At 71.2% G+C, this 24,223-nt stretch carries 23 protein-coding genes, 1 tRNA gene, 1 pseudogene and 2 riboswitches; of the genes and pseudogenes, 9 read left to right on the top strand and 16 right to left on the bottom strand.

Features of this window, described 5'->3' with window-relative positions:
• Window positions 1–80: 80 nt before the first annotated feature.
• Both ACNF49_RS49095 and bcp read right to left on the bottom strand, forming a co-directional pair.
• Window positions 81–164, bottom strand: a tRNA-Leu gene (locus ACNF49_RS49095).
• Between the two features lie 103 nt (window positions 165–267).
• Window positions 268–741, bottom strand: coding sequence for a thioredoxin-dependent thiol peroxidase (gene bcp, locus ACNF49_RS49090; RefSeq protein WP_357971124.1), 474 nt, complete (start codon window positions 739–741; stop codon window positions 268–270).
• A gap of 151 nt (window positions 742–892) precedes the next feature.
• Between bcp and ACNF49_RS49085 the strand changes: the two genes are divergently transcribed.
• Window positions 893–1,225: a DUF3618 domain-containing protein gene (locus ACNF49_RS49085; RefSeq protein WP_357971125.1), complete on the top strand. Its 333-nt coding sequence runs from the start codon at window positions 893–895 to the stop codon at window positions 1,223–1,225.
• A 19-nt stretch (window positions 1,226–1,244) separates the two neighbouring features.
• Here the strand turns inward: ACNF49_RS49085 and ACNF49_RS49080 are convergent, their stop codons facing one another.
• On the bottom strand, window positions 1,245–2,438 hold the full coding sequence (locus ACNF49_RS49080; RefSeq protein ID WP_482941977.1) for an amino acid deaminase/aldolase: 1,194 nt from the start codon (window positions 2,436–2,438) through the stop codon (window positions 1,245–1,247).
• Between the two features lie 184 nt (window positions 2,439–2,622).
• Between ACNF49_RS49080 and ACNF49_RS49075 the strand changes: the two genes are divergently transcribed.
• Window positions 2,623–3,204 carry a DUF6286 domain-containing protein gene (locus tag ACNF49_RS49075; protein ID WP_357971127.1) on the top strand — a complete coding sequence of 194 codons (582 nt, stop codon included), beginning with the start codon at window positions 2,623–2,625 and terminating at the stop codon, window positions 3,202–3,204.
• Window positions 3,204–3,716 (top strand): hypothetical protein, encoded by a 513-nt coding sequence (locus ACNF49_RS49070; RefSeq protein ID WP_357971128.1) that lies wholly within the window; start codon window positions 3,204–3,206, stop codon window positions 3,714–3,716. Before ACNF49_RS49075 ends, ACNF49_RS49070 begins: the two co-directional genes overlap by 1 nt.
• A gap of 378 nt (window positions 3,717–4,094) precedes the next feature.
• On the opposite strand, the gene ACNF49_RS49065 is transcribed toward ACNF49_RS49070, so the two are convergent.
• The 11 genes from ACNF49_RS49065 to ACNF49_RS49015 all read right to left on the bottom strand — a co-directional run bounded on the left by ACNF49_RS49065 (window position 4,095) and on the right by ACNF49_RS49015 (window position 16,220).
• Window positions 4,095–4,352 (bottom strand): Txe/YoeB family addiction module toxin, encoded by a 258-nt coding sequence (locus tag ACNF49_RS49065; protein ID WP_357971129.1) that lies wholly within the window; start codon window positions 4,350–4,352, stop codon window positions 4,095–4,097.
• On the bottom strand, window positions 4,349–4,609 hold the full coding sequence (locus tag ACNF49_RS49060) for a type II toxin-antitoxin system Phd/YefM family antitoxin (RefSeq protein WP_357971130.1): 261 nt from the start codon (window positions 4,607–4,609) through the stop codon (window positions 4,349–4,351). Before ACNF49_RS49060 ends, ACNF49_RS49065 begins: the two co-directional genes overlap by 4 nt.
• Before the next feature lie 49 nt (window positions 4,610–4,658).
• A complete protein-coding gene (locus ACNF49_RS49055; protein ID WP_357995305.1) occupies window positions 4,659–6,035 on the bottom strand; it encodes an L-serine ammonia-lyase in 1,377 nt (458 codons plus the stop codon).
• A gap of 59 nt (window positions 6,036–6,094) precedes the next feature.
• Window positions 6,095–6,484: a glycine cleavage system protein GcvH gene (gcvH, locus tag ACNF49_RS49050; protein WP_357971132.1), complete on the bottom strand. Its 390-nt coding sequence runs from the start codon at window positions 6,482–6,484 to the stop codon at window positions 6,095–6,097.
• Window positions 6,481–7,566, bottom strand: a complete 1,086-nt coding sequence (gcvT, locus tag ACNF49_RS49045; RefSeq protein WP_482941976.1) for a glycine cleavage system aminomethyltransferase GcvT — start codon at window positions 7,564–7,566, stop codon at window positions 6,481–6,483. Before gcvT ends, gcvH begins: the two co-directional genes overlap by 4 nt.
• A 34-nt stretch (window positions 7,567–7,600) precedes the next feature.
• A riboswitch (glycine riboswitch) is annotated at window positions 7,601–7,699 on the bottom strand.
• Window positions 7,700–7,719: 20 nt separating this feature from the next.
• A riboswitch (glycine riboswitch) is annotated at window positions 7,720–7,817 on the bottom strand.
• 262 nt (window positions 7,818–8,079) lie between these two features.
• The gene (locus tag ACNF49_RS49040) at window positions 8,080–9,453 is read right to left on the bottom strand and encodes a M28 family peptidase (RefSeq protein ID WP_357971215.1); all 1,374 of its coding nucleotides are present in this window, start codon (window positions 9,451–9,453) and stop codon (window positions 8,080–8,082) included.
• A 71-nt stretch (window positions 9,454–9,524) separates the two neighbouring features.
• The gene (locus ACNF49_RS49035; protein ID WP_357971134.1) at window positions 9,525–11,819 is read right to left on the bottom strand and encodes a M4 family metallopeptidase; all 2,295 of its coding nucleotides are present in this window, start codon (window positions 11,817–11,819) and stop codon (window positions 9,525–9,527) included.
• 222 nt (window positions 11,820–12,041) lie between these two features.
• Window positions 12,042–12,731, bottom strand: coding sequence for a gamma-glutamyl-gamma-aminobutyrate hydrolase family protein (locus ACNF49_RS49030; protein WP_357971135.1), 690 nt, complete (start codon window positions 12,729–12,731; stop codon window positions 12,042–12,044).
• A complete protein-coding gene (locus tag ACNF49_RS49025; protein ID WP_357971136.1) occupies window positions 12,728–13,492 on the bottom strand; it encodes a 3-oxoacyl-ACP reductase in 765 nt (254 codons plus the stop codon). The genes ACNF49_RS49030 and ACNF49_RS49025 overlap by 4 nt, the downstream gene beginning before the upstream one ends.
• Before the next feature lie 5 nt (window positions 13,493–13,497).
• Window positions 13,498–14,841 carry an aldehyde dehydrogenase family protein gene (locus tag ACNF49_RS49020; protein ID WP_482941975.1) on the bottom strand — a complete coding sequence of 448 codons (1,344 nt, stop codon included), beginning with the start codon at window positions 14,839–14,841 and terminating at the stop codon, window positions 13,498–13,500.
• A gap of 8 nt (window positions 14,842–14,849) precedes the next feature.
• Window positions 14,850–16,220: a glutamine synthetase family protein gene (locus ACNF49_RS49015; protein ID WP_357971138.1), complete on the bottom strand. Its 1,371-nt coding sequence runs from the start codon at window positions 16,218–16,220 to the stop codon at window positions 14,850–14,852.
• A gap of 124 nt (window positions 16,221–16,344) precedes the next feature.
• Between ACNF49_RS49015 and ACNF49_RS49010 the strand changes: the two genes are divergently transcribed.
• Window positions 16,345–17,049, top strand: a complete 705-nt coding sequence (locus tag ACNF49_RS49010) for a FadR/GntR family transcriptional regulator (RefSeq protein WP_357971139.1) — start codon at window positions 16,345–16,347, stop codon at window positions 17,047–17,049.
• 14 nt (window positions 17,050–17,063) lie between these two features.
• On the opposite strand, the gene ACNF49_RS49005 is transcribed toward ACNF49_RS49010, so the two are convergent.
• On the bottom strand, window positions 17,064–17,483 hold the full coding sequence (locus ACNF49_RS49005) for a hypothetical protein (RefSeq protein WP_482941974.1): 420 nt from the start codon (window positions 17,481–17,483) through the stop codon (window positions 17,064–17,066).
• Window positions 17,484–17,505: 22 nt separating this feature from the next.
• Window positions 17,506–18,840 (bottom strand): DUF2264 domain-containing protein, encoded by a 1,335-nt coding sequence (locus ACNF49_RS49000; protein WP_482941973.1) that lies wholly within the window; start codon window positions 18,838–18,840, stop codon window positions 17,506–17,508.
• A gap of 124 nt (window positions 18,841–18,964) precedes the next feature.
• Between ACNF49_RS49000 and ACNF49_RS48995 the strand changes: the two are divergent.
• The 5 genes and pseudogenes from ACNF49_RS48995 (at window position 18,965) to ACNF49_RS48975 (ending at window position 24,195) form a co-directional block, all read left to right on the top strand.
• Window positions 18,965–20,001: pseudogene (locus ACNF49_RS48995) on the top strand (substrate-binding domain-containing protein).
• Between the two features lie 107 nt (window positions 20,002–20,108).
• Entirely contained in the window at window positions 20,109–21,416 is a 1,308-nt protein-coding gene (locus tag ACNF49_RS48990; protein ID WP_357971142.1) for an ABC transporter substrate-binding protein, read from the top strand.
• A gap of 54 nt (window positions 21,417–21,470) precedes the next feature.
• Window positions 21,471–22,367: a carbohydrate ABC transporter permease gene (locus tag ACNF49_RS48985; RefSeq protein ID WP_352324984.1), complete on the top strand. Its 897-nt coding sequence runs from the start codon at window positions 21,471–21,473 to the stop codon at window positions 22,365–22,367.
• Window positions 22,368–22,372: 5 nt separating this feature from the next.
• Entirely contained in the window at window positions 22,373–23,197 is an 825-nt protein-coding gene (locus ACNF49_RS48980; RefSeq protein WP_357971216.1) for a carbohydrate ABC transporter permease, read from the top strand.
• On the top strand, window positions 23,194–24,195 hold the full coding sequence (locus ACNF49_RS48975) for a hydroxyacid dehydrogenase (RefSeq protein WP_357971143.1): 1,002 nt from the start codon (window positions 23,194–23,196) through the stop codon (window positions 24,193–24,195). The genes ACNF49_RS48980 and ACNF49_RS48975 overlap by 4 nt, the downstream gene beginning before the upstream one ends.
• The last annotated feature ends 28 nt before the right edge of the window (window positions 24,196–24,223 follow it).

Here is a 24,223-nt window from a genome sequence, read left to right as displayed (position 1 = left end):
GAGACGCGGGTCGCGCGGTGAAGAGGAAGCACCGCGCGACCCGGCCTCCCGGACGGCGCGACCCTCGCAGCCGCTGCGTGTGCGGGCGGGGGGGACTCGAACCCCCACAGTGTCTCCACCAACAGGACCTAAACCTGCCGCGTATGCCATTTCGCCACGCCCGCGATCCCGCCGAGGCGGGCTGGGAACAGCTTAGCGCTCCGGCCGTGGCCGGGCAGCCTTCCGCGACGACCGCGGGCCCCCTGTCGGCGGGCCCGCGAGCCGGGGTCAGGCCAGGCCGAGCTTCTTCTTGAGCGAGGCCACGTGGCCGGTGGCCTTCACGTTGTAGAGCGCCTGCTCGATCTTGCCGTCGGCGTCGATGACGAACGTCGAGCGGATCACGCCGATCATCTCCTTGCCGTAGAGCTTCTTCGGGCCGTACGCGCCGTACGCCTGGTGGACGGCGAGCTCCGGGTCCGACAACAAGGGGAAGGTCAGGGCGTCGCGGGCGACGAACTTGGCCAGCTTCTCCGGCTTGTCCTTCGACACGCCGAGGACGACGAAACCCTCATCGGTCAGCTGGCCGAGGTTGTCGCGGAAGTCGCAGGCCTGTTTGGTGCAGCCGGGCGTCATGGCGGCGGGGTAGAAATAGAGGATCACCCTCTTGCCGCGAAGGCTGTCGAGGGCGACGGTGCCGCCGTCGGCGGTGGGTAGCGTGAACTCGGGCGCGGCGTCGCCGGGCGCGAGCTTGGTCTCTGTCATGGGCCCTCCTGAGTTCCTCCGGCAAACCTACCGGCCCGGCCGCTGTGCCGTACGGCACGCCGACCTGACAGACTGATCACGACCAGAACGGACGGAGCTCGCGACGGACTACGTAGCGGGCGCGACCACGCGTACGGTCGAAAGGAGAGCCATGGCTGACACCGATCCCGACGAGTTGGAGCGGCGGATCGCGCGCACGCGCGCGGAGTTGGCGCAGACGGTCGACGCCATCGCCGACCGGGTGAGCCCCAAGCGGGTCGCCGAGCGTACGGTCGCCGATGTCAGGAGCCGGGCGGGCCACTTCGTGGCGTCCGTGGGGGACGCCCTCGGGGTGACCGCCCGCCCGGTCGACTACGGCGACAAGCCCGAAGGGGTGTGGGAGGACGAGCAGCCCAACCTGGCGCCGGTGCTCATCGGCGTCGGCGCGGTGCTGGTCGTCGGCGCCGCGATCGTGCTGTTCCGGCGCAGGCGCCGCCGGCGCTGAGCGCGTGCCGGGGCCTGGGTCAGAGGAACGTCCTGCCCTCGCCCCGGTACGTCGGCACCGACTCGGTCAGGGTGTCGCCGTCCACGAGGTGCAGGGTGTCGAAGCGCTCGCACATCTCGCCCGCCTTGGCGTGCCTGAACCACACCCGGTCACCGACCCGCAGCTCCTGGGCCGCCTGGCCCAGCAGCGGGGTCTGCACCTCGCCCGCGCCCTCGTCCTGCGCGTACCGCAGGCCGGCGGGCAGGTACGGCTGCGGCAGCCGGCTCGGCCCGGGAGGGCCGGAGGCCAGGTAGCCGCCGCCCAGCACCGTCACCGTGTCCGGCCCGGGACGACGGACGACCGGCAGCGCGAACAGGGCCGCCGGACGCCCGGTGAAACGCCGGTAGAAGTCGAACAGCCGCGGGTGGAAGAAGCCCGATCCGGCGGCGACCTCCGTGATCGCCTTCTCCCTGACGGTCGTCTCGATCGAGCCGGTGCCGCCGCCGTTGACGAACTCCAGGTCGGCGACCTGGCGCACGGCGTTCACGACGCGGCCGCGGCGGACGACCAGCTCGCGGGCCGAGCGCGCCTGCATGACCCGGACGACCCGGGCGAAGGCGGCGTTGCCCGGCGGGTCGTCGCCGACCCCGGCGATCTGCGCCTCGTAGGCCATGAGCCCCACCAGGCGCAGCCCCGGACGCTTGGCGATGGCCGTGGCCAGGTCGGCGGCCTCATGGGGCTCGCGCACGGGGGAGCGGAGTGCGCCGGCCCGGAACTTGCCGCCGAGGGTGACGTAGCCGGCGTCCAGGTCGAGGGAGAGCCGCAGCTCGGCCCTGGGATGCACGCCTGACACGGCCTTCTCGACGAAGTCCAGCTGCTCGCGGGAGTCGACGGTGATCGCGATCTCGGCGGCGGCCCGCGGGTCGGCGGCCAGGGCGGCGAGCGCGTGCCGGTCGGCCGTGGGGTAGGCGACCAGGATGTCGGTGAAGCCCTGACCGGCCAGCCACAGGGCCTCGGGGAGGGTGAAGGCCATGATGCCGCGGAAGCCGTCCATGGCCAGGATGCGTTCGAGGACCGCGCGGCTGCGCACGGACTTGCTCGCCACCCGGATCGGCTTGCCGGCGGCGCGGCGTACCAGGTCGGCCGCGTTGGCCCGCATGGCCGCCAGGTCGAGGATCGCGAAGGGCGGTTCGAGCGCGGCGGTGGCGCGGTCGTAGCGCCGGCGGTCATCCATGTCAGCAGGGTAACGGCATATCGGGTGAATGAATATGAGTGGGGTTCATATTCATTCCTGGAGCCGGGAGAGGTTCACTTTCCTTGGTGCGGCCGTAATGATCGGGCAAACGGGCGGCGAGGGCGCGGTCGCGGCCCCTCCGGATCCATGTACGTCTGTCGTTGTGATGACCACGCTTCAGCAGATGGTGCCCGCAGCCATCACCGCCCAGCACCACACCGGGCTGCGCAGGGCGAGAAGGGCGCTCAGACCGGCGCGTGCGCTGCCCGGCGCCCTCGTCGCGCTCGTCCTGGCCGCCGTGCTCGGCGCGACGACCGCCGAGGTGGTGACGTCGCTGCTCGGCAAGCCGCTGGGCTGGGTCCCGGTGAACGAGGCGATCGAGCTGGCCGGCGCGCGGACGTGGCCGCAGGTCTCCTCGGCCGCGCTGCTCACCGCCGGGGCCGGGCTGCTGATGCTGCTGCTCGCGCTCGTGCCGGGACGGTCCAGGACGGTCCCGGTCGAGACGTCCGACCCGCTGATCGTCATCGGCATCACCCGCGCCGGGCTGCGCCGCACCCTGCGCGCGGCCGCCCAGAAGGTGAACGGCGTGGACCGCGCCCGGGTACGGCTGCGCCGGCGCACCATCGAGGTCACCGTCGTGACCGGGCCGGAGAGCTCGGGCGCGATGCTCCGGCAGGTCGGCACGGCGGTCGGCGACCGGCTGGCCGGCGTCGGCACGCTCGGCACCGGCGAGGTCGTCGTCCGGCTGCGCAGGAAGGGCGTGTGATGCGGCAGTACACGGGCAACCGCGTCGGTCTGGCCCTGGTCGGCCTCGCCCTGCTCGGCGCGGGCGGCTACGGCTGGCTGCGCGGCCAGGGCCTGCTCTTCGACCTGCCGCGCAACGCCAAGGTGCTGCCCGCCGAGATCGCCCGCACGATGGCCGCGGACCCCTGGACGTTGTGGCTGCTGGCCTTCGCCATGCTGATCCTGGCCATGCTCGCCGTGCGCTGGCTGCTGCTGAGCCTGGGCTGGGGCCGCCGGGGCGCGGCCAGCGGCACCGGCACGGCCATGCTGTGCGTGGGCCTCAAGGGCGTGGACGGCCTGGGCCGGGCGGGCGTACGGGTCGCCGACAACGGCCTGCGCGTCGCCCTGACCTGCCCCTCCGACGCGGACGTCGGCGCGGTGGTGACCAAGCTCGACCAGGACATCGTCGGCCGCATCCGCCGTGAGGTGCGCGACGACGAGACGCCTGCGGTCGTCCGCGTCCACGTCCGCCGCCAACCGGCCGAGCGCCGCTGACCAGTCAACCGGCTGCTCGTAGCTGAAGGAAGAAGGCGCGACTCGGCGCCTTCGCCGTCGAATCCGATCGGGAGGTCGTCATTCACCGCATCATCGGCGCGTTCGCCGCCGCAACCCTCGCTCTCGCCCTGACCGCACCCGCCGCCCACGCGGAGACGGGCGACGGCTTTCCGCTGATCCCCTGCAGGATCGGGGAAGACGGCCAGATGCAATGCGTCGGGGATCACCTGCCCGGCCTGCTGGCCCACGCGCTCAGCCCCGCGGTCGGCCTGATCTGCGTGAACAGCCACACCACCACGGTCATCTGCCGCTCGTCCGCCTGACACCCGGCCCGCCCGGCCCCTCCTGCGCGGAGGGGCCGGGCGGGCCGCCGCGTCTCTACTCGTAGTGGTAGCGAGCCTGCAGGACGACGATCTCGTCGTGTACGACCAGGTACACCAGGCGATGCTCGTCGGTGATGCGCCGGGACCAGGCGCCTGCCAACGCGTACTTGAGGGGCTCGGGCTTGCCGATGCCCTCGTAAGGATCGCGCAGGACATCCTCGACAAGCCGGTTGATGCGCTTGAGTACCTGCCGGTCGGCCGTCTGCCAGTGGACGTAGTCCTCCCAGCCCTGGCTGGTGAACGCCACCTTCACTGAGCAGCCTCGTCGCCCAGCAGTTCGTGCCGCTCATGACGCCCTTGGATCGCTTCCTGATAGGACTCGATCAGCCGGCGGGCGTTGGCCGGGGCACGTAGCAGATAGGCCGTCTCCTGCAGTGCTTCGTACTCCTCTGCGGCCACCAGGTAGGCGCTGCCGCTCTTGGACACGATCTCCACAGCGGTGCGGTCGTCGTTGACTTCTTCGATGAGCGGGAACAGGCGACGGCGAGCTTCGCTGGCGGTGATGGACATGAGCGCCTCCTCCGAGTGGTACAACTCTACGGTACCACTCGGAGGAGGGTCAGCACTCGATGACGTTGACGGCCAGGCCGCCGCGGGAGGTCTCCTTGTACTTGTCGAGCATGTCGCGGCCGGTGTCGCGCATGGTCTTGATGGCCTTGTCCAGCGCCACGTAGTGGCGGCCGTCGCCGCGTAGGGCGATCCTGGCGGCCGTGATGGCCTTGTTGGAGGCCACCGCGTTGCGCTCGATGCACGGGATCTGCACCAGGCCGCCGATCGGGTCGCAGGTCAGCCCCAGATTGTGCTCGATGCCGATCTCGGCGGCGTTCTCCACCTGCTCGGGGGTGCCGCCCATGACCTCGGTCAGCCCGGCCGAGGCCATCGAGCAGGCCGAGCCCACCTCGCCCTGGCAGCCGACCTCGGCGCCGGAGATCGAGGCGTTCTCCTTGAACAGCACGCCGATCGCGGCCGCCGTGAGCAGGAAGCGCACCACGCCGTCGTCGTCGGCGCGCGGGACGAACCTGGTGTAGTACGTCAGCACGGCCGGGATGATGCCCGCGGCGCCGTTGGTGGGGGCGGTGACGATGCGGCCGCCGGCGGCGTTCTCCTCGTTGACGGCCAGGGCGAACAGCGCCACCCAGTCCATCGCCTGCAGCGGGTCCTTCTCGGCCGACTCGGCCTGCAGCCGCCGGTGGAGCTGGTTGGCCCGGCGCTTGACCTTCAGCCCGCCGGGCAGCACGCCCTCCTTGGAGATGCCGCGCCGCACGCACTCCGACATCACGCGCCACAGGTTGAGGATGCCCGCGCGGATCTCCTCCTCGGTGCGCCCGAACGCCTTCTCGTTCTCCAGCATCAGGGCGGAGATCGACAGGCCGGTGTTCGAGCAGTGCTTGAGCAGCTCGTCGCCCGAGGCGAACGGGTAGGGCAGGACGGTGTCGTCGGGCTTGATGCGGTCGGCGCCGGTGGCCTTCTCGTCCACGACGAAGCCGCCGCCGACGGAGAAGTAGACCTTCTCGCGCACGGTCTCGCCCTGCTCGTCACGGGCGGTGAAGCGCATGCCGTTGGGGTGCTCGGGCAGGGAGATCTTGCGCTCGAAGACGAGGTCCTGGCCCACGACGAAGGGGATCTCGTGCTCGCCGTAGAGGTTGACCGTGCCCGAGGCGCGCATCTCGGCCAGGCGGGCGTCGACGGAGTCGACGTCGACCAGCTCCGGCTTCTCACCGGACAGGCCGAGCAGCACCGCCTTGTCGCTGCCGTGGCCCTTGCCGGTCAGGCCGAGCGAGCCGTACAGGATGACCTCGACGCGGGCCACGCGGGGGAGCAGGCCGTCGTCGTGCAGCCCGCGGGCGAACTTGTGCGCGGCGGCCATCGGGCCGCCCGTGTGGGAGCTGGACGGTCCGATGCCGATCTTGAAGAGGTCGAAGACGCTGATCGCCATTGATGGGCGCCCTTCAGTTCAGGAAGTGCCGGGGCCCGTCGCGGGCCCCGGCGTTGGTGTCAGGACTCGCCTGAGGTGAGCGCCGTGTACTCCTCGGCGGACAGCAGGTCCTCCGCGTCGCCCTCCATGCGGACGCGGAACATCCAGCCGTCGCCGTACGGGTCGCTGTTGGCCAGCGACGGGTCGTCGGCCACGGCCGCGTTCACCTCGACGATCTCGCCGCCGACGGGGGCGTAGATCTCGCTCACCGACTTGGTGGACTCCACCTCGCCGACCGAGTCACCCGCCTCGACGGTCGAACCGACCTCGGGGAGCTGCACGAAGACGACGTCACCAAGAGCCTCGGCGGCGAAGGCCGTGATGCCGACGGTCACGGTGATGCCGTCGTCCACGCCCGACACCCACTCGTGCTCCTTGGTGTAGTTCAGGTCGTCAGGGATGTTGCTCACTTGTTCCTCCTGTAGAAGGGCAGCTCGACCAGGTCCATAGGTTCATGGCTGCCCCGGATGTCCACGGCCAGACCTGTGTCGGCCCCGGCGTCCACGTAGGCCATCGCGATGGGCTTGCCCAGGGTCTGGGAGGGCGCACCGCTGGTGACCTCGCCGACGACGGCGCCGTCGCGGGTGACCGGGTAGCCGTGACGCGGCACCCGGCGGCCCTGGGCGACCAGGCCGACGAGGCGGCGGCGGGGCTGGTCGTCCTTGACCGCCTCCAGTGCCGCCCTGCCGACGAAGTCACCGGGCTTGTCGAATTTCACCACTCTGCCCAGCCCCGCGTCGAACGGGGTCAGGTCGGAGCTCAGCTCGTTGCCGTAGAGCGGCATGCCGGCCTCCAGCCTGAGGGTGTCGCGGCTGGACAGACCGGCGGCCCTGAGCCCGTGCGGCTCGCCCGCCGCCTCCAGGGCGCGCCAGAGCGGCACGGCGTCCTGGTTGGCGACGAACAGCTCGAAGCCGTCCTCGCCGGTGTAGCCGGTGCGGGCGATGAGCGCCTGGCGGCCGTCGACCACGCCGGGCAGGCCCGCGTAGTACTTGAGACCGTCGAGGTCGGCGTCGGTGAGCGTGGCCAGGATCTCCTGGGCCTTCGGGCCCTGGATCGCGATGAGGGCGTACTGCTGGGAGCGGTCGTCGACCGCCGTGTCATACGACTTAGTACGATTTTTCAGCTCATCAGCGACCTTGTCGGAGTTCGAGGCGTTGGCCACCACCATGAACTCCTCGTCCGCCAGCCGGTAGACGATCAGGTCGTCGAGCACCCCGCCGCGCTCGTCCACGATCATCGTGTACCTGGCCCGGCCGGGCGCGAGCGCCGACAGGTGGCCGACCAGGGCGTAGTCGAGGGCCTCTCCGGCCTGCGGACCGGTCAGGAAGATCTCGCCCATGTGCGAGAGGTCGAACAGCCCGGCCGCCTCGCGGACGGCTTTGTGCTCCGCCGACTCGCTGCCGTACCGGAGCGGCATGAGCCATCCGGCGAAGTCGGTCAGCGTGGCGCCTAGGGCCTCGTGGACGTCTCGTAGCGGCGTAGGTCGGGACATTTGTCGCACCTCAGGACAGGATTGGATGCCAGCATCCTCCCCCTCTGTCATGGATGCCTGAGAGCTTCGCCCGAGTTTTACCGGACTTTCACCTTCGGCGAGGCCCGAGGGCCTGCTTTCCAGAGGTCACCTCCCCGTAAGAACGCCTTACAGGGCTGCCGCGCGGTCCTTTGCCTTGAGAGGTTCGCGGGGAGGGCTTGCTCCTTCAGGGACCCTGACCGGCTGTCAGGGTGCTCTCCCGCACGGTTTCGCCGGTGATGTCCGTCAGCCTAGTGCCGTCATGGGGGTGTTGTCGCGCTTCGCCCCCTGCCTTCCGCAGCATCCGCGACATCCCGCACGCAGCGAAAAGCGGCCGCGGCCCCGGAGAGGCGGGGTCGCGGCCGCGTTGGTGGCCGCGCGCGAGCCGGTCATGGCAGGTCAGCTCGCACGCGGCAGCTCGGGGCGGGCCGGTGGCGACCGGCCCGCGCGTAGATCAGGCCCTGTGGATCAGGCTCTAAAGGTCAGGCCCGAGGATCAGGCCCGCGCCCAGAGGGCGGGCACGTTCGGCGGCTCCCAGCCCGGCAGGCTGGTGTGCGCCTGGAGGCAGCGGTAGCTGACCCCCTGGTAGGTGACGACGTCTCCGGCCGTGTACGACTTGTAGGCCGTCCAGGTGGTGCCCTGGCCGTCCCCTCCGACGGTCAGGGTGAAGGACGCGGAGTGGTCCGCCGTCGCCCCGTCGCCGTTGATCCCTATGGTGTACGTCCCCGCCGCGGCGCCGCTGGTGGTGGCGATCGTGACGGTGGACGACTGACCGGCCTGCACCGTGGACGGGCTGAAGGAGACGGTGACCCCGCTCGGCACGTTCCCGGCGGAGAGCGCGACGCTCTGCGCCTGGCCGGACGTGACCTGGGTACTGACCGCCGCGGTAGCCGACTGACCGGCCTGGACCGATGCCGACGACGGGGTCACCGAGATCGAGTAGTCGTTCTCCGTGGGCGTGCTGGTGCCCACGGCGAGCTTCCATATGGCGTACGCGATGGCGTCGGAGTTGCGGTCGAGCGCCGTGGTGTTGATGGCACTCGGGTAGCTGTCGCAGGCGCTGTGGTAGCAGCGGTCGAACGGCTGCCCGGCCGAGCCGCCCCACTTGGCGGCCTGGGCCGAGCTCTTGACCGCCCCGGCCCCCGTGGCCAGGCCGCCGACCCGGACGCCCGCGCTCTTGAACGAGGCGTGGTCGCTGCGGCCGTCGCCCTCCCTGTCGCCCTCGGTCTGCAGGCCAATGGTGGCGAAGTAGTCGTTGAAGGTGCGCTGGATCGCCGCGTCGTCGTCGTAGACGAAGTAGCCGGCGTTGGTCGAGGCGATCATGTCGAAGTTCAGGTACACCTCGACGCCGCTCGCGCCGCCGTTCTGCACGTAGTACCTGGACCCGACCATGCCCGCCTCTTCGGCGCCCCACCAGCCGAACCGCACGTGCTTGGTGAGGGTGGGCCTGCGGGCGGCGAGGGTGAGGGCGTTCTCCAGGAGCGCGGCCGAGCCGGAACCGTTGTCGTTGATCCCGGGGCCGGCCGCGACGCTGTCGAGGTGGGCGCCGAGCATCACGGTCTGGTTGGCCGGGCCGCCCGGCCAGTCGGCGATCAGGTTGCTGCCGCCGCTGAAGCTCTGCACGCGGGTGGTGAAGCCGGCCGCGTCGAGCTTGCCCTTGATGTAGTTCATCGAGGCGGTGAAGCCCGGCCTGCCCGAGGCGCGGTTGCCGCCGTTGCTCGTGGCGATGGACTGCAACTGGCTCAGATGCGCCGTCACGTTCGCGACGGGGATGTCGGGCGCGGGGTCGGCGGCGGCGCCGGCCGGTCCGGCCGGCGTGGTGAGGGTCAGGGCCAACGCGGCGGTGGCCGCGGCGCCCAGCCTGAGCATGGCGTTCACGATCTGTGGCTCCTCAAGGGGGTTGGGCGGCCACCCCGGCGTGGCCGCCCAGGTGTTGCGACTTAGACCGGCTGCCAGAGGGCAGGGGTGTTGGGCGGCTCCCAGCCCGGCAGGCTCGTGTGAGACTGCAGGCAGCGGTAGCTGGTGCCCTGGTAGGTGACGGTCTGTCCGGCTGTGTAGGCCGTGTACGTCTGCCACGTGGTGCCCTGGCCGCCGCCCACCGTCAGGCTGAAGGAGGCCGAGTGGTCGGCGCTCGCGCCGTCGGCGTTCAGGCTGATCGTGTACGTGCTGGGCGTCACGCCGCTCGTGGTCGCGAACGTCACCGTGGACGACTGCCCGGCGGTGATCGTGGACGGGCTGAAGCTGACCGTCACGCCCGCGGGCACGTTGCTCGCCGACAGGGCGATGCTCTGCGCCTGACCGGCGGTGACCTGCGTGCTGACCGTGGCGGTGGCCGACTGACCGGCCTGCACCGAGGCCGACGACGGGGTCACGCCGAAGGAGTAGTCGTTCGGCGAGCTCTGCCCGATCTGCAGGTTGTAGGTGGCCTGCCGGTCGACGTCGGCGCCGTCGGCCGTGATCGCGATCGAGTGGTTGCCCTGCGGGCTGCCCGCCGAGGTGGTGATCGTCAGCGTGGAGCTCTGCCCCGCGGTGATGGTGGCCGGGCTGAACGAGGCGGTCACGCCGGTCGGCAGGGTGCCGGTCCGCAGGGTGATCGACTGCGCCGAACCGCCGGTCACGGTGGTGCTGACCGTGGTCGTGGTGCTCTGGCCCGGAGTGACGCTGCCGGAGGCGGGGTTCAGGTTGACCGAGAAGTCGTTGCTGCCCTGGGTGCAGCTCGGCTCGCCGGACTGGGCCCGTACGCTGACGCCGTCCCAGGCGTTCTTGACCACGTTGAACTCGGTGCAGCTGCCCGGGTACAGGGTCTTGGCGGCCTGGAGGGTGGCGACCCTGGCCTTGGCGTGCGTCCACGGCTGGGTCTTCGTGTTCAGCGCGGACATGAACACCTCACCGGCCTTGCGGATGCCGATGCCGGTGATCGCGGCGCCGTTGTCGCAGCGCGTGCTCGCGGGCTTGCCCGAGGGGTTGGTGCCCTCGGCCACGAGGTAGAACCAGTGGTTCTGCGGGCCGGCCGCCGCGTGCACCTCGGTGTTCGGGATGGAGGCGCTGTAGCAGTTCGGGTGGCTGAGGGCCGACGGGTTGTACATGTTGCGGATCGGCCCGGACCCGGAGAGGTTGACCTCTTCGCCGACCAGGTAGTCCGGCGGGTCGTTCGGGTTGTTGGCGTACGCCTCGGTGAGCGCGCCGAAGATGTCGCCGGTGGACTCGTTCATGCCGCCGGCCTCGTTGCCGCTGCCCGAGCCGCCGCTGGTGAACTGGAAGATGCCGTGGCCGAACTCGTGGCCGACCACGTCCATCGACGTGAGCTGCTGGGAGTTGGCGGAGTTGTGGCCGAAGGAGCCGTACTGGCCGTTCCAGTAGGCGTTGACGTCGGCCAGGCCGACGCGGGCCGGGTAGCCGCCGCCCTGGCCGTTGATGCCGCTGCGTCCGAGCCAGGCGCTCAGCATGTCCCATTCCCGCTGCGCGGCGTAGAGCGCGTCGACGCAGGCGGTCTCCAGGTTCGTGCCCGAGCCGTTGCCCCAGGTGTCGGTGGTCTTCGTGTACGGCGAGCCGTTCTGGCCGCCGCACTGGACACCGCTCCTGCGGGGGTCGCGCATCGTGTACGAGGGGCTGGTGTCGATGGTGACGGTGCCGACGTAGTAGCTGTTGCCGGTGCCGTCGCGCACCTCGTCCCACTCGTCGATGACCTTGCCGGTGAGGGCGTCCACGTACACGTGGAGCTTGGTCTCGTGACCGGTGGCGTTGGCGCCGGTGACCAGGACCTCGTAGGCCAGCCGCGGGGTCTTCGTGGCGGCGTGCACGGACAGCACGGGCGTGGCGACGGTCTCGACCCTGGCCACCTTGGCCCTGGCCGTCACGGCGGCCTGGGCCGCGGTCACCTTCGCCTTCGTGCCGATCCCGATCTTCGTGCGCTGCCCGGTGGCGACCGTGTCGACCACCGCGCCGGAGGCGTCCGTGGCGACGACCACGTCGCCGCCGTAGACGGGCAGGCCCGCGTGGTTACGGGCGTAGGTCAGGTACTGCAGGCCGCGGACGCCTTCGACAGTCGACGTCAGCGTGAACGTGTCCTGCTCGGATGCCAGCAATGCCGCCGAGTCGGCCAGGATCGCGTTGTGTGCGGTGGCGATCGCGTTCCTGCGCTCGTCGGGGCTGGGAGGATCGGCCACCTGCGACGCTTGGGCTGTGGCGCTCGTGGCGCCCACCAGCGAGCTGGTGGTCAGGGCTAGCGCGAGCATTGCGGCAGCCCCCAACCTGAGTTTGGGGTTCACTCTCTGGCTCCTCAGGGGGGTGTGGAGTGGAAGAGCCCCGGCCGGCTGGGGATGAACACAGGGTGACACCGGGATGGCGCGACCCGGTACCCAACAAGTTTCCTATAACGTGGTGGTATGGCCCTCTGAACTGGGATTTCACGCGATTTCAGCGCGTAGAAAAGGTAAAGAAGCTTTCCAGTAACGGTCTCAGCAGGCCGCCGTGAACGCCTCGAAGAGCGCCGGCCCGTCGCCCGCCTCCGGGTGCCACTGGACCGCCACCGCGAACCCGCCGGAGTCGAGCTCCACCGCCTCGATCGTCCCGTCGTCGGCCGTGGCGGTGACCGTGAGGCCGGGGGCGAGCCGGTCGACGGCCTGGTGGTGGTAGTGCGGGACCGCCACCGGTTGCGTGCCGAGCGCCTCGGCCAGGCGGCTGCCGGGGACGGGCGTGACCGGCAGGTGGCCGAACTCGCCGGGCGCGGGGGAGTGGCCGGTGTGCCCGGTCACGTCCGGCAGGTGCTGGTGCAGGGTGCCGCCGAGCAGCACGTTGAGCACCTGCAGCCCCCGGCAGATGCCCAGGAACGGCAGCCCGGCCGCCAGGGCCGCCGCCAGCAGGGCGAACTCGGCCTCGTCCCGGAACTCCCGGACGTAGCCGGTGCGCTCGTGCGCCGTCCGGCCGTACCTGGCCGGGTCGACGTCGCCGCCGCCGGCCAGGACGAGACCGTCGAGCCGCCCCACGACCTGGGCGGGATCGCCGGCCGGCGGCAGCAGCACGGGCTGCCCGCCGGCCTGGACGATCTTCTCGACGTACATGTACGGCAGCAGCGCGACGGGCAGGTCCCAGACGGTGAACCGGGCGGGCTCGACGTACGTCGTGACACCGATGACCGGACGGGTCACAGCGGCGTCACGTACGCGCCGGAGATGCCGCCGTCCACCAGGAACTCGGCCCCCGTGATGAAGGAGGCGTCGTCACTGGCCAGGAACGCCACGGCGGCGGCGATCTCCGACGCCTCGGCGAAGCGGCCCACCGGAATGTGCACCAGACGCCGCTGGGCCCGCTCGGGGTCCTTGGCGAACAGCTCCTGCAGCAGCGGCGTGTTCACCGGCCCCGGGCACAGCGCGTTGACCCGGATGCCCTCGCGGGCGAACTGCACGCCCAGCTCGCGCGACATCGCCAGCACGCCGCCCTTGGAGGCCGTGTACGAGATCTGCGACGTGGCCGACCCCATCACCGCCACGAACGACGCCGTGTTGATGATCGACCCCTTGCCCTGCCGCCGCATGTACGGGATGGCGTGCTTGCAGCACAGGTACACGCTGGTCAGGTTCACCTCCTGGACGCGGCGCCAGGCGTCGAGGCCGGTCTCCAGGATCGAGTCGTCGTCGGGCGGCGAGATGCCGGCGTTGTTGAAGGCGATGTCCACGCTGCCGTAGGTCTCGTGGGCCGTGGCGAACATCCGGACGACGTCGTCCTCGCTGGTCACGTCGGCCTTGACGAAGAGGCCGCCGACCTCGGCCGCGGCCTTGGCCCCGGCGTCCTCGTCGATGTCGACGCAGACGACCTTCGCGCCCTCCTGCGCGAACCTGCGCGCCGTGGCCAGCCCGATGCCGCTGCCCGCGCCGGTGATGACGGCCACGCGGTCCTGCAATCGCTGCACTGTACTTACTCCCAGGATATGAAGACGTTCTTGGTCTCGGTGAAGGCCGTCAGGGCGTCCGGGCCCAGCTCCCGGCCGAGGCCGGACTGCTTGAAGCCGCCGAACGGGGTCCAGTAGCGCACCGAGGAGTGCGAGTTCACCGACAGGGCGCCCGACTCCACCGCGCGGGCCACCCGCAGCGCCCGCCCGACGTCGCGCGTCCAGATGGACCCGCTCAGCCCGTACGGGGTGTCGTTGGCGATGCGCACGGCCTCGGCCTCGTCGGTGAACGGCACCACCGACACGACCGGGCCGAAGATCTCCTCGGTGAAGGCGCGGTCGGTGACCTTCGAGGTGAGCACGGTCGGCGGGAACCAGTAGCCCTTGCCCTGGGGGCAGTCGCCCTGGAGGTAGGGCGTGCCCTCGACGAAGCCGCGGACGCGGTCCAGGTGCTCGGCGCTGATCAGCGGGCCCATCTCGGTGGACTCGTCGAGGGGGTCGCCGACCTTGACGCCGCGCACCGCCGCCGACAGGCGCTCCAGGAACTCGTCGTACACCTCGGCCTGGACGAGGATGCGGGAGCGGGCGCAGCAGTCCTGGCCGGAGTTGTCGAAGACCGCATAAGGGGCGGTTTTTGCCGCTTTTTCGAGGTCCGAGTCGGCGAAGACGATGTTCGCGGACTTGCCGCCCAGCTCCAGCGTCACCCGCTTGACCTGCGCCGCCGCCTTCGCGGCGATCTCCTTGCCCACCTCGGTCGAGCCGGTGAACACGATCTTGGCCACGCCGGGATGCTCGACCAGCCGGGCCCCCGCGACCTCCCCTGTTCCGGGCAGCACCTGGAGCACCCCCTCGGGGAGGCCCGCCGCCAGGGCCAGCTCGGCCAGCCGCAGCGCCGTGAGCGGAGTCCATTCCGCCGGCTTGACGATCACCGTGTTGCCCGCCGCCAGCGCCGGGGCGACGCCCCACGACATGATCAGCATCGGGAAGTTCCACGGCACGATGACGCCCACCACGCCCAGCGGCTCCTGGAACGTGATGTCCACGCCGCCGGGCACCGGGATCTGCTTGCCGTGGTTGCGCTCGGGGGCGGCGGCGTAGAAGTGCAGCACGTCGCGGACGGCACCGGCCGCCCAGCGCGCGTTGCCGATCGGATGCCCGGCGTTGTCCAGCTCCAGCCGGGCCAGCTCCTCGCCGTGGGCGTCCACCAGGTCGGCGAAGCGGCGCAGCAGCCGGGCCCGGTCGCCCGGCGCCACCTCCCGCCAGCTCCGGTACGCCTTCGCGGCCCGCTCCACCGCCCGGTCGACCTCGGCCGCGTCGGCCATCTCGACCTCGGCGACGACCTCTTCCGTCGCCGGATTAACGATCCTCATGCCTACCGTCACATTCGCTCGAAACCACGGAACAGCTCCCAGTCCGTCACCGCCGCGTCGAAGGCGGCCAGCTCCACGCGCGCGTTGTTCGCGTAGTGCTCGACCACGTCGTCGCCGAACGACTCCCTGGCCAGCTTCGACCCCTCGAACAGGGCGAGCGCGTCCCGGAGCGTGTGGGGCACGGTCTCGGCGCCGGAGTCGTAGGCGTTGCCTCCGAAGGCGTCCTCCAGCGGCAGCTCCCGGTCGATGCCGTCCAGCCCGGCCGCGATCAGCGCGGACACCGCCAGGTACGGGTTGACGTCCCCGCCCGGCACCCGGTTCTCCACCCGCAGCGAGGGCCCGTGGCCCACCAGCCGCAGGGAGCAGGTGCGGTTGTCGACGCCCCACTTGACGGCGGTGGGCGCGAAGCTGCCGGGCACGTATCGCTTGTAGGAGTTGACGTTGGGCGCGTACAGCAAAGTGAGCTCGCGCATGCGGGCGAGCTGCCCGGCGATGAACCGCGCGCCGAGCGGCGAGAGCCCGTACGGCCCCTCGCCCGCCATCACCAGGCCGCCGTCGAGGCCGCGCAGCGAGATGTGGATGTGGCAGGAGTTGCCCTCGCGCTGGTTCGGCTTGGCCATGAAGGTGATCGAGCGGCCCTCCTGGGCGGCGATCTCCTTGGCGCCGTTCTTGTAGATCGAGTGGTTGTCGCAGGTGCGCAGGGCCTCGTCGTAGCGGAAGGCGATCTCGTGCTGGCCGAGGTTGCACTCGCCCTTGGCGGACTCGACGTACATGCCGGCGCCCTCCATGTCGCGCCTGATGCGCCGGAGCAGCGGCTCGACGCGGGCGGTGCCGAGGAGGGAGTAGTCGACGTTGTAGAGGTTGGCGGGGGTCAGGTCGCGGTAGGCGCGCCGCCAGGCGTCCTCGTAGCTGTCGTCGTAGACGACGAACTCCAGCTCGGTGCCCACGTACGCGGCCAGGCCCCGGTCGGCCAGGCGGGCGAGCTGGCGGCGCAGGATCTGCCGCGGCGAGGCGGTGACCTCGCCGCCCTCCTCCCAGGCCAGGTCGGCCATGACCAGGGCGGTGCCGTCCTGCCAGGGGACCCGGCGCAGGGTGGACAGGTCGGGCTTCATCGCGAAGTCGCCGTAGCCCCGGTCCCAGGAGGACATGTCGTAGCCGGCGACGGTGTTCATGTCCACGTCGACCGCGAGCAGGTAGTTGCACCCCTCGGAGCCGTGGTGCAGCACCTCGTCCAGGAAGTAGCGGGCGGAGAGCCGTTTGCCCTGCAACCTGCCCTGCATGTCGGCGACGGCGAGCAGCACCGTGTCGATCCGGCCGGACGCGACCTCGCCCCGCAGTTCCTCGACGGACAGGAATCCGTTGCCCGCTGGTTCGCTCACCCTAGGTCGCTCCGATCTGCTCTGAAGCGCTTTCCCGTTGATTGGGCTAGTCTCAGACCATTGATGTGCATGCCGGGATCGCTTGTCAAGACCTGAGGACACCTTGGACGATTCGGCGCGTTTGATGACAGTGCTGCGGCCGGTGAAGGCGGGAAACGCCTTCGAGGAGACCGTGGAACGGCTGCTCCAGGCGATCAAACTGGGCGTGGTGGCGTACGGCGACAAGCTGCCGCCCGAGCGCGAGCTCGCCGTGCGGCTGGGCATCAGCAGGGTCACCCTGCGCGAGGCGATCCGCGCCCTTCAGGACGCGGGCTACCTCGACGTGCGGCGCGGCCGGTACGGCGGCGCGTTCGTCACCTATGTCCCGCCGCGGCCCGACGCGGGCGACCTGCGGCAGGCGGTGGCCGACATGGGCATGGCCGAGCTGTCGGACGCGCTGACGTTCCGGCTGGCGGTCGAGTGCGGGGCGGCGCAGGTGCTGGCCGCGGCCGACCTGGCCCCCGGTCAGCGGGAGGTGCTGCTGCGCCGGCTGGCCGAGCTGGACGCGGCGCCCCTGGAGGACTACCGGCGCCTCGACACGGCCTTCCACTTGTCGATCGCCGAGCTGACCGGCTCGACGCTGCTCGCGGCGACGTGCGCAGACGCCCGCTCCCGGGTGAGCGACCTGCTGAACGCGATCCCGATGCTCCAGGTGAACATCGAGCACGCGGCCGCCCAGCACCGGGCCATCGTGGACGCCATCCTGGCCGGCGACCCGGACGCGGCGCGCCGGGCGATGGCCGAGCACCTGGAGGGCACGGCGGCCCTCCTGCGCGCCTTCCTGGCCTGAGCCTGGGCGGGCCTTCAGGCCGCGGCGCCGCCCGGGGCGCGGACCTGGAAGGTGTGGCGGGTGCCGTCGGGCCAGGTCAGCGTGATGTCGTCGGCCGTCACCGCCGTCGGCACCGTCAGCGCCATGTCGTCAGCCGTCACGGCCGCCGTCGGCACCCCGGCGGGGTCGCCGCCCAGGACGGCCGCGCTGACCGCCCAGCCGTCCGCCGCCACCCCCTCCAGCACGGGCACGGCCGCCGGAGCTCCGAAGGCGCTGCCCTCGGGGTCGCCGGCGACGTACGCCCGGCTGTAGCCGCGCACCGCGACCAGCTCGGAGACCAGCCCGTCGCCGTCCCGGACCCGGGCGCCGGGCCCGCCGGCCGGGTCCGCGGCCGCGACGAGCGCCCAGCCGCTCTGCCGGACCGCCGAGCCGGGCGCGACCCGATGGACGCGCACCTCGACGGCCCCCTGATCACGCTCAGGCTCTCCACGCCGCCGCTCGCCGACGCCGCCCACGCCAGGTCGCCCGCCGAGCCCGCCCCCGAGGGGTGATCGTGCCGCGCCCGGCGACCGTGCCGTCCGGGCCGACCACGCCGAAGTGGTTGTCGGGGACGCCCATGGTCGGCGCCGTGCGGGTGGAGTAGGCGTAGCGGTCGTACAGGGGGTCGCCGGGGTGGTGCTGGCTGCCGTGGTTGAGCAGGCGGGCGACGTCGCCGGTGTGCTGGACGACCAGTCCGGGGCCGGGCAGCGCGGCGAGCCCGGTGGGGCCGGGCTCCTCGGGCGCCGTCCACACCGGGTGGCCGGCCGGCAGCAGCAGCCCGAGGAACGCCTTCGACGCCCAGTACGGCGACGCCGAGCCGGAGTAGGACTGCAGCGAGGGCTCGTGGGGGCCGTGCCAGCCCAGCGTGAGCAGCCCCTCGGGGGAGAGCGCGCCCTCGTCGAGGAAACGGCGCAGGACGCCGGAGGCGATGCGGCGGGTCTGGCCGGGGGACAGCGGGGTGGCCTCCAGCAGGGCTCCGGCGAAGAGCGAGGTCGCCGAGGCGAAGCGGTAGGTGAGGGAGCGGCCCTGGTAGAGCATGCGGCCGTCCTGGTCGAAGGTGAGCGCGTAGCTCTCCAGGAAGCGGCGCAGGCGGGGCCCGGGGGAGCCCTGGCCCGACAGGTGGGCCAGCAGGGCCGGGTAGAGGTGCATGGCCCAGCCGTTGTAGTGGTCGAAGGAGCGGTTGTCGCCGTCGGCGTACCAGCCGTCGCCGGCGTACCAGGGCTCGATGCGGGCCAGGCCGCGCGCCACCGCCGCGCCGGCCTCCTCGGCGTGCAGGCCGACGGCCGACAGGAAGCCGCCCACCATGGCGGGGAACAGCCACCAGTTGTTGTCCACCGGCTCGTGGCGCAGGGCCGCGGCCAGGTAGGCGGCGACGCGTTCGCGGGTGGCGGGGGACAGGCGGTCCCACAGGCTCTCGCGGGTCAGCCAGAGTGACAGGGCGATCGAGGCCGCCTCGACCATGGGCTGGGTGCGGTCCTCGATCGGCTGCCAGACGCCGGGGCCGGACTCCAGGCCGCGCGCGTACGGGGCCAGCAGCTCCTCGGGGCCGCCGCCGGCCACGCGGAAGGCGGCCAGCAGGAAGGTGCGCGCGTACCCCTCCAGGCCGTCGCAGCGCGACCAGCTCTCGCGCCCCGGCAACGTGATCACGGCGCCGTCCGGGGAGCGGTACGGTTCCACCGCGGCCAGCAGCCCGTCGGCCACCGCCTCCCAATGGGCGCGGGTCCAGCCGGTGTACGGGCTGAGCGTTCGATCCTCCGGGGGAAGCGGGAACATGCGGCACTCCAAAGGGACGTCCGGTCTCGGGCGGGACCTTAGCATCCTGATCGAACGAAAGCATCCGTTCAAAAACGAAAGCACTTCCCGCTAGGATCGTAGGGTCGAGTCAGAAGGAGTCGCGGTGTTCGCCGAACAACGTCATGAACTGATCCTGCGCGAGGTGCGCGAGCGCGGTTCCGTACGCCTGGCCGAGCTGGTCGACCGGCTCAACGTCTCGATGGTCACCCTGCGCAGGGACGTCGAGCACCTGGCCGGCCAGGGCCTGGTCAACCGCGTGCACGGCGGCATCACCCGGCCCGAGTCAGTGCCCGCCCCCACCAGGGAGCGCTCCCTGACCCTCGGCATGCTGGTGCCCTCGGCCACCTACTACTACCCGGCGGTCATCAGGGGCGCCCGCGAGCAGGCCGAACGGCTGGGCGCGCGGCTCGTCCTCGGCGTCTCGCGCTACGACGACGAGGAGGACCGCACCCAGGTCAGGCAGCTCGTGGACGGCGGCATCGAGGGCCTTCTGCTCACCCCGAGCAGGCAGCCGGACGCCTCGCACGAGGGCTGGCTGGCCGAGCTGGGCGTGCCGGCGGTGCTCGTCGAGCGGCGGGCCGAGCTGGGCGGGCCCGCCTCGCTGCTGGACGCGGCGGCCTCCCACCACGCCCACGGCGCCTTCCTCGGCGCGCGGCACCTGGCCGAGCTCGGGCACCGGCGCCTGGCCATGGTCTCGCGGGACAGCCCGACGGCCCCCCGGGTGCGGCACGGGTTCCTCGCCGCCGTCCGCGACCTGGGGCTGGCCGAGCCCGTCCACCTCGACGTCGCGCAGGAGGGGCCCTCGCGCGAGCAGGTGGCCGGCGTGGTCGCGGCGATCAGGGGCGGTGTCACGGCCATGCTCGTGCACAACGACGAGGACGCGTTGCTGCTGGTCCAGCACCTGCGGGCGGCCGGGGTGCGCATTCCCGAAGAGGTGTCGCTGGTCGCCTACGATGACGAGGTGGCGGCGCTCAGCGACCCCCGCTCACGGCCGTCGCGCCCCCCAAGGCCGCGGTCGGCCGCTGTGCCGTCGACCTGCTGGTGAGCCGGATCCAGGAGGGCCCGCGGCGCCCTGCCCAGCACGTGGCGCTGCTGCCCGAGCTGAGGGTCCGGGAATCCACGGTCGCGCCGCGTCCGTGAAGTTACGCATCCATTTCGTTATTGATCGATTTGTGGCCTCTCTCTAGACAACCGATCGAGTATGAGCGAATGATGCCTTATCGATCGAAAGCGATGAGGAGCCATCGATGGGACGCAAGAGCGCCGGCATTGCCGGACTGCTGGCCGGTATGAGCCTGCTCGCCGCCGCGTGCGGCAGCACGGAGCCGGCGCAGCCCGCGGGTGAGGCGGGCAAGCCCGCCCAGGTGACGTTCTGGGGCTGGGCGAAGGGCACCCAGCAGGTCGTGGACGCCTTCAACAAGTCACACAAGGACGTCCAGATCAAGTACGAGGAGATCCCCTCGGGCAACGCGGGCGGCTACGCCAAGTTCTCCAACGCCGTCAAGGCCGGCAACGCCCCCGACGTCATGTCCGTGGAGTACCCGCAGCTCCCCGACTTCGTGAACCAGGGCGCCCTCCAGGACATCTCGGCCGACGTGGCCGACGTCAAGTCCAAGTACCCGGCCGAGGTCTTCAGCCTGGTCGAGCTGGGCGGCAAGGCGTGGGCGCTGCCCATGGACGCCGCGCCGCAGGTGTTCTTCTACCGCAAGGACCTGTTCGAGAAGAACAAGATCGAGGTCCCCAAGACCTGGGACGACTTCCGCGCCGCCGCCGAGAAGGTCAAGAAGGCCGACGGCAAGTCCCGCATCGCGACCTTCTTCCCCGACGACCCGAGCGTGCTGGCCGCGCTGTCGTGGCAGGCGGGCGGCAAGTGGTTCGGCACCGAGGGCGACGCCTGGAAGGTGACGATCAACGACGAGCCCAGCAAGAAGGTCGCCGAGTACTGGCAGGGCCTGGTCAAGGACGACCTGCTCAAGGTCCAGCCGTCCTTCAGCCAGGAGTGGAACGCCGCCTTCGAGGACGACACCCTCTGGGGCTACGTCGGCGCCAACTGGGGCGCGGGCGTCATGAAGGGCAACCACGCCGGCCAGTCCGGCAAGTGGGCCATCGCGCCGATCCCGAACTGGGGCACCCCGGCCAGCGGCATGCTCGGCGGCACCACGTTCGGCGTGAGCAAGGGGTCGAAGAACGCCAAGGCCGCCGTCGAGGTCGTCAAGTGGCTGACCGGCTCGGAGGAGGCGTGGACCGCCCGCCTGTCCTCGGGCACCTCCAGCGGCTTCCCGGCCATCGCCGACCTCGTGCCGGTCGCGGCCAAGAGCTTCGACGCCTCCTTCTACGGCGGCCAGGACATCTACGCGCTGTTCTCGGAGTCGTACAAGACGGTCCAGCCCGGCTGGACGTGGGGCCCGAGCATGGTGCAGACGCTGACCACGTTCAAGGACGCGCTCGGCAAGGTGTCCAGCGGCGAGACCACCATCCCCGGCGTGCTGGACACCGCTCAGACGGCCACCGTCGGCGAGATCAAGAGCCGCGGCCTCAACGTCGCCCAGCAGTAGCACGACGCGCGCGGCGGAGCGCCGGCTCCGCCGCGACCCACCGAAAGGCAGCTTGTGACTCCTCCAGTAGGAAGCGGTCGCGGCGGCGAGGGGTGGCGGCGGCGGGGGGCGATCCTGCTGTTCGTCGGGCCGTTCTTCGCCCTGTTCGCGGCCGTGATCGTGGCCCCGCTGGCCTACGCGGTCTACCTCAGCCTGTTCAGCGAGAAGTCGTCGGGGCTCGGCTTCGGCGGCGCGGAGACCGTGTTCGTCGGGCTCGGCAACTACCTGGACACGCTGAAGGACTCCGCCTTCACCGACGGTTTCCTGGTCATCCTCGGCTACTGCGTGCTGTACATCCCGCTGATGATCGGCGGCGCGCTCACGCTGGCGCTGCTGCTGGACTCCGGGCTGGCCAGGCTGGGCAAGTTCTTCCAGCTCGCGCTGTTCATGCCGCACATCGTGCCGGGCGTGATCGCCGGGCTGATCTGGCTCTACCTGTACCTGCCCGGCATCAGCCCCATCGTGGACCTGCTCGGCGACGTCGACTTCCTCGGCGGCGACCACGTGCTCGGCTCGGTGGTCAACATCGCGCTGTGGGAGTGGGTGGGCTACAACATGATCATCTACTTCGCGGCGCTCCAGGCCATCCCGGCCGAGGTCGTCGAGGCGGCCAGGATGGACGGCGCGGGCCCGCTGCGCGTCGCCCTCCAGGTCAAGGTGCCGCTGATCCGCGGCGCCGTGGTCACCACCGTGCTGTTCACGATCATCGGCTCGCTGCAGCTGTTCACCGAGCCGATGGTGCTCGACAACGTCAGCGACGGCGTGGTCAGCACCTGGACGCCCAACATGTACGCCTACAACGAGGCGTTCGGCAACAACGACTACGGCCAGGCCGGCGCGGCCTCCATCCTGCTCGCGCTGCTCGCCGCCGTGCTGTCCTACGCCGTCACGAAGTGGGGGAACCGCCGGTGAAGTGGATGTCCCGCGCCACGGTCAACGTGCTGCTGATCATCTCCGCGCTCTACACGCTGCTGCCGCTGACGTGGCTGCTGTTCGCCTCCACCAAGTCGCTGTCCGACCTGTACTCGACGCCCGGCTTCTCCTTCGCCGGCTTCAACCTGTTCGAGAACATCAGGGCGGTCGCGCGGGAGGGCGACGGCGTCTTCTTCCGCTGGTACCTCAACAGCGTCCTGTACGCCGGCGTCGGCGCGGCGGTCAGCTCGTTCGTCACCGTGATGTGCGGCTACGCCTTCGACAAGTACTCCTGGTTCGCCAAGGAGAAGATGTTCGGGCTGGTGCTGCTCGGCGTGCTGGTGCCGACCACCGCCACCGCCGTGCCGCTCTACCTGCTGGCCTCCAAGGTCGGCGTGGTGAACACGTTCTGGTCGGTGTTCGTGCCGGTGCTGGTCCATCCGTTCGGCGTCTACCTGGCGCGGGTGCTCTCGTCCGGGTACGTGCCCGGCGAGGTGCTGGAGGCGGCCAGGTCCGACGGGGCCGGCGAGCTGCGCACGTTCGTGTCCGTGGCGCTGCCCATGCTGCTGCCCGCGTACGTGACGATCTTCCTGTTCCAGTTCACCGCCATCTGGAACAACTTCTTCCTGCCCCTGGTCATGCTGAGCGACCAGCAGCTCTACCCGCTGAGCCTCGGCCTGTACGGCTGGGAGAAACAGGGCAACGCCTTCCCCGAGTTCCACAGCCTCGTGATCACCGGGTCGCTGCTGTCCGTGGTGCCCCTGCTGCTGGTGTTCGTGTCCCTGCAGCGGTTCTGGAAGGCCGGGATGACGGCGGGCAGCGTCAAGTGAACGAGCTCTCGGGGGAGAACATGAACAAGCCGGTGACGGTCGTCGCCATGGCCGCGGGGGTCGCCGAGCGCATGCTCACCGGCGAGGTGCGGGCCCGGCTGGCCCGGGTGGCCGACGTCCGGGCCGAGGTCGCCGCGTTCGACGGCGCCGACCTGTCGCAGGCCGAGGTGCTGTTCACCTCGTGGGGGTGCCCGCCGGTGACCGCCGAGGTGCTGGCCCGCGCCCCCCGGCTGCGGGCGATCGTGCACGCGGCCGGCTCGGTCAAGCACCACGTCACCGACGCCTGCTGGGAGCGCGGCATCGTGGTCTCCTCGGCCGCCTCGGCCAACGCCGAGCCGGTGGCCGAGTTCACGCTCGCGGCGATCCTGTTCGCGAACAAGCGGGTGATCGACATCGCCCGCGCCTACCGGGCGCGGCGGGCCAACGACGACTGGGACGCCCGCTTCCCCGGCTTCGGCAACTACCGGCGGGTGGTCGGCATCGTGGGGGCCTCCAGGATCGGGCGGCGGGTGATCGAGCTGCTGCGGCCGTTCGACTTCGAGGTGCTGGTCAGCGATCCGTACCTGGCGGAGGACCTGGGGGCGCGCCGGGTCGGGCTGGACGAGCTGGTCGCCCGCTCCGACGTGGTCAGCCTGCACGCGCCCGACCTGCCCGAGACCCGCCACCTGATCGACGCGGGCCGGCTGGCCGCCATGCGCGACGGCGCCACGCTGATCAACACGGCCAGGGCCGCCCTGGTCGACCAGGACGCGCTCGTCGCCGAGCTGACCTCGGGACGGCTGTACGCGGTGCTCGACCACACCGAGCCGGAGTTCCTGCCCGCCGAGTCCCCCCTCTACGACCTGCCGAACGCGCTCGTCACGCCGCACGTCGCCGGCTCGCTGGGCGGCGAGCTGGCCAGGATGGCCGACCTCGCGCTCGACGAGCTGGCCCGGCACGCCCGGGGGCTGCCCTTCGAGCACGGGATCGAGCCCGCCACGCTGTCCCGGTCCGCCTGAACCCCTCTGAACTGCTCAGAGTTCGCCT

This window comes from Actinomadura sp. ATCC 39365, from assembly GCF_054392275.1.
Note: the sequence above shows the minus strand (reverse complement) of the source record. Positions and strands in the feature narration are given on the sequence as shown.